General features: G+C 65.9%; 3 protein-coding genes. 1 reads left to right on the top strand and 2 read right to left on the bottom strand.

The features are described from left to right. Positions 1–37: 37 nt before the first annotated feature. Both lhgO and ACE3UY_RS09250 read right to left on the bottom strand, forming a co-directional pair. Positions 38–1,237: an L-2-hydroxyglutarate oxidase gene (gene lhgO, locus ACE3UY_RS09245; protein WP_374687255.1), complete on the bottom strand. Its 1,200-nt coding sequence runs from the start codon at positions 1,235–1,237 to the stop codon at positions 38–40. 57 nt (positions 1,238–1,294) lie between these two features. Then, on the bottom strand, positions 1,295–4,840 hold the full coding sequence (locus tag ACE3UY_RS09250; RefSeq protein WP_374687256.1) for a BTAD domain-containing putative transcriptional regulator: 3,546 nt from the start codon (positions 4,838–4,840) through the stop codon (positions 1,295–1,297). A gap of 145 nt (positions 4,841–4,985) precedes the next feature. Between ACE3UY_RS09250 and ACE3UY_RS09255 the strand changes: the two genes are divergently transcribed. Continuing rightward, positions 4,986–5,193: hypothetical protein (locus tag ACE3UY_RS09255; protein WP_374687257.1), on the top strand; the 208-nt coding region annotated here is incomplete at its 3' end.

Consider the following 5,193-nt stretch of genomic DNA (forward strand, 5'->3'; position numbering starts at 1 on the left):
AACCCGCCGCTCCTGTCAGGCGGGTTGCCAACCCGCCCTACATATGCTCTTCAAGTTTATCTACCACCGTCTCCGCCACGCTGAAGGCCGACGTGGCCGCCGGCGAGGGGGCATTGATGACGTTAACAATGCGCGGCGTCTCGTGGAAGGCGAAGTCGTCCAGCAATGACCCATCGGGGGCCAACGCCTGGGCGCGGATGCCAGCCGGGGCCGCTTCCAGGTGTTCGGCCTGAATCTCCGGCACCAGCCGTTGCAGCGCGTGGACGAAGGCCCCCTTGTTGGCCGAGCGCCACATCTCGCCCATGCCCATCTTCCAGTAGCGCCCGGCCAGCTTGCGGAAGCCGGGATAGCTGAGCGTCTGCCACAACTCGCGGGCGTTGAAGTCGGTCAGATGATACCCCTCGCGGGCGAAGGCCAGCACCGCGTTCGGCCCGCACTCCACGCCGCCGGAGATCATCCGCGTGAAGTGGACGCCCAAAAACGGAAAGTTCGGGTCGGGCACGGGATAGATGAGCGCCGTGCAGAGATGCCACGCTTCCGGCTTCAGTTCGAAGTATTCACCGCGAAAGGGGATGATTTGCGCCGGGGCCTGGCCGGCCGACATCTGCGTGACGCGGTCGGAATGCAACCCGGCGCAGTTGACTAGATAGGCCCCGCTGTAGTCGCCGCGCGTCGTGACGGCTGTCAGCCCGCCTGGCCGCTCGACGATGGCCGTCACCTCCGCGCCGAGCACGATGTTGTGGCCGGCGGCGCGCAGCCCATCGGCCAGCCGCTCGCAGACCTGCTTGTAGTCCACGATGCCCGCTTCCGGCACGTGGATGGCGGCGATGGCGTTGTGGACGTGCGGCTCCAGTTCCAGCAGCCGTTCCCGGCCGATAAGCTCGCAGCGGACGCCGTTGGCCCGGCCGCGCTCATAGAGGTTGTTCAGGCGCGGCCGTTCGCTCTCGTCCGTGGCAACGATCACCTTGCCGACGTGGCTGAAAGGGATGCCCTCGCGCTCGCAGAACGCCTCCATCATTTGCTTGCCGGTGCGGCAGTTGACGGCCTTGAGCGAGTTGGGCTTGTAATAGATGCCGGAGTGGAGGACGCCGGAGTTGCGACCGGTCTGGTGGTAGGCCAGCGTCGGCTCCTTCTCCAAAACGGTAATGTGTTTGTCGGGGTAGCGACGGCAGAGTGTGTGGGCCGTTGCCAGCCCAACGATCCCGCCGCCGATGATGAGGATGTTCGCTTCGGTCATAATGCCAGATTGTAGCACCAAATGCTTGCGAACAGGCTGTCGAGGCTAGGCCGGGCTTCACCGCTCAAGACCGCCGGTCAACTCCACAACTTCCAGCTTGGTCAGGACACGGCTCACGAGTGGTTTGAGGTCGAATAGTGGTTGGGCCGTGAAGTCGGTCGCATCGCCCATTTGGCCTGTCAGTGCCATGACGGCGCGACGTGTCTCCCGCCACGCCAGAGGGTGCTTGAGGATGATAGTCGCCGCCGCCGCGGCGTCCTCATCGCGGCCCAGGGCTGCGAACCACTCGACCGCGCCGCGCAGCACGGCGGTGACCAACCCCCCGTCGCCGATGGCCTGCGCGCCGCGCAGCGCCGCGACCAGGTGGCGGCGGGCAACGTCGTAATCGCCGGTCATCGTCGCCGCGCGGCCCAGCCCGGCGGTGACGTAGGCCAACTGCCAGGCGTGGTTCGTCTTGGCCGCATCGCCACGGCTGATCTCGAATTGGCGCGCTGCCTCAGCCGCGTCACCGGCGGCCAGAGCCAGATCGCCCAGGCCGCGATGGTAGAAGCTGCGGCCGACGTTGGTCCTGGCCTGCTCGAACAGAGTATTGGCGCGGTCGAACCATTGGCGCGCCTCGGTCGCGTCGCCCCTGACGCGGTACAGTTCGCCCATCTCCCAGGTGTCCCACGACTCATAGTTCCTGTAGCCGAAGGCGCGCGACAGGGCCAGCGAACGCTCCCGCAACGGTAGCGCCTCGTCAGTGTGGCGATAGCGCACCGAGTCGTAGGCTGCCCGGGACAGGGCATCAATTGCCAGTTGCGCGTGGCCACCAGCGATGAGCGCGTCAGCCATTTCCACCAGAATCGTCAGCGCCCGCTCTACCTCGCCCAACTGCATGTGGATGTCGGCCAGAACCCAGTTGATGTTGAGAGCCATGATGTCGTCGCCGATTTGCCGTAACCAGGTCTGGGCATCGTTCATCACCGTGCGCGCATCGGCGATACGCCCCTTGGCCTGGTTCTCGTAGCCCAGGAACAGCAGGCTGACGGCCACCTCGCGCCGGTCATTCACTTCCTTGAACAATTCGCGCGCATCATGGAGCGCCGCAATGGCCTCTTGTTTGTGCTGGGCCACTTCTGGCGTGCGCGTCAACAGGCGACCCAGGCATTGCTGTGCGAAGGCGCGTTCCCACAGGCGTTGCGTAGGGTCAAGCGCCGCCGTGGCGCGCCGCAGCCGTTCGGCCCCGGCCCGCGCGTCGACGAAGTGGCCGTACTCCCACGCCAACAGCAAATCCCAGAACCCCTCCTGGCCGGGCGGTGTGTCGAGCGCCTCCCAGGCCAGCTTGATACCCCGGGCCAGCACTTCGTCTATCCACTGATAGTCTATAAACCGGGTCGGGTAGCCGTTGAAGAAGAAGGCGCTGTCGCAGATGAACAGGATGGCCGTCTCGCGCGTCACCTCGGCGGCGCGCATCTGCCCGAAGGCCAGGTCCCGCAGTTGATAGAACTGAAAGTAGTGAAAGCGCGATTCCAGATAGCGAAAGAGGGCCGGCAACATGCGGTCAATCACAGTCTCCAGACGGCCGTGTTCCACCAGCCAGGCCAGCGCCGTGTTGATGTTGTCCGTCTCGCGCTCCAGGAGCGCGTAGCCGGCGGCGGGCAGCGGCCCGCGCAGTCGCGCCAGTTGCGACTCGACCAGGCCGGCGTAGTACTCGGCATGACGTTGCCGCGGATTGCCTTCGGCCGGAAGCCTGTCGAGTTCCTGGGCGGCGTACTGGCGCAGTAGCTCGTGCATCTGCAACCGTTCGCCGCCGACCGGACGTAGCCAACTCTTGGCCACCAACGCGGCGATGGTCTTCAGCGAGGCGTCGGCCACGGCGCAGGCCGCATCGCGGTCGAAGCCGCCGCGGAAGACGGTCAGGGCGCGCAGAACTGCCTGCTCATCGGCCGATAACAAATTCCAGGAGGTATCAAATACGGCACGCAGACTGGATTGCCGCGCGGGAACGTCCTCCCACGGCGAATCCAGCAGGTCGAGGCTCGTCTCCAGTTCGGCGGCGATCTCCTCCGCGCCGAGGACGGTCAGCCAGCCGGCGGCCAGCTCAATGGCCAGCGGCAGCCCCTGAACGTGGCGACAGATGCGGGCGGCCGCCCGCAGGTTGGCTTGCTCGGCGGCGAAGTCGGGCCGGATGGCGCGGGCCACGGCCACGAAGAGGGCCAGGGCGTCGTCGGCCATGCCATCCGGCGGCGCGACGGCCCCTGGCGGCGTCGTAGCTATGTCCAGCCCCGACAACGCCAGAAGATGCTCGCCCCTGATTCTCATCTGCATCCGCGAGGTGACAAGCATGCGCACGTCGGGGGCGACCGTCAGAACGTCACCCAGCACCTGGGCCGCTCCGTCGGCCAACAAATGCTCCAGGTTATCAACCACCAGCAACAGCCGGCTGGGGCGCAAAAAGGGGGTGAGTTCTCGCAGTGGATCGCGCTGGTCGTGGAGGGAGAGACCGAGCGCGCGGCCGATGGCTGGGGCGATTTGCGCCGCCGAATCAACCGCGGCTAGAGGCACCAGAAAGACACCATCGGGGGGAGGCGCGCTCCCGTTGGGCGTTCGCTCGACCAGCCGCCGGGCAGCGGCCAGGGCCAGGCGCGTCTTGCCGCTGCCGCCCGGCCCGGCGATGGTGATCAGACGAACGGCGGGATCGGACAAAAAAGTGTCAAGTTGCTCTAGTTCGCTACGGCGGCCGATGAACAGCGTCGTGTCGGCCGGCAGGTTGTTTGGCAATCCTGTCGCCAGCGGCTCGGCAGGCGCACCTTGCCGGGTCGCGGCTTCGGATGCTTGTGCTGGGGACCAGTTGTGGCTCTTGATGGCCTCGTGCAGGACCTCTGTCTCCGTCTCTGGCAGCGCTCCCAGTTCGTCGCTGAGCGCTCGCCGCAACGTCTCGTACTGCCGCAGTGCCGCCGCGTGCTGTCCGGATGCCTCATAGAGCTGCATCAGCGCCCGATGGGCCGGCTCATGGAGCGTGTCGAGGGCCAGCCAACGGCGGGCGTAATCCAGCGCCGAATCGTACTCGCCACGCCCCTCATGCCACGCCGTCAACCGCCGGAAGACCGCCGCCGCCGCGCCCCGATACTGTTCGCCGCGGAAGTACTGCCACTCGTTAAACGGCTGGCTGTCGGGCAGGGAGAAACCGGTCAGGAAGTGATCGCTGTACAGCGCAGCAGTCTCTTCCAACGCGCGCGTGCACACTGGACAGTGCTCGCCGTCTTCGTGGACGTGCGTCCGCGCCGTCTCGATCCCCGCCTCGAACGCCGCGACGTCAATCCACAGCCGCCCCGCCTCGACAACTCCTGGGTCGAGTGCGATCAAGTCACGCTCCGCGACCAGCACGCCTTCGCCCAACGCGGCCTTGAGCAACGACAACTCCCGGCGCAGGTTGTTACGCGCCCCCTCCGGGTCGAAATCGGGCCACAGCAAGGTGGTCAGCGCCTCACGGGTGTGCGGCTGTCTCGTGACCGCCAGATAGGCCAGCAGGGCCAACCCGCGACTACGGCGCAGCGCAACTGCTTCCCCTTCGCGCTCCAGGCGCGGCGCGCCAAACAGGAACAGTCGCAGCGTGGTCATAGTGACATTGTAACCCGAATTACAGGTGAAAGGAACGATCTTGGATCGCGCGTAGAGGCCGGCGGGAACGATGGGAGAATGCTCGGCCGGTACACTGTGGTCAGATAAAGAAAACGAGTTCAGATGAAAGGAGACAGTGAAAGAAATGGCACAGCAAGTGATGAACGATACAGTGACCGGCCGCCCTAGCCAGAAGGGGCATGGCAAGATCGTTGTTCGCGTGTTGGTGGCCGCGCTGGCGGTGGCCCTGGTTCTACTGACCATCAACCAGATTCGGCGCGATACGCCGGTGAGCGAGCAGGCGCGGGAAGCTACCCTGAGCGCGCCGGTCAGCGCCCCGTCGCAGCCCTTCA

This window comes from Promineifilum sp. (SeqCode), assembly GCF_041918635.1.
In the GTDB taxonomy this organism is placed as follows: Bacteria; Chloroflexota; Anaerolineae; order Promineifilales; family Promineifilaceae; genus Promineifilum.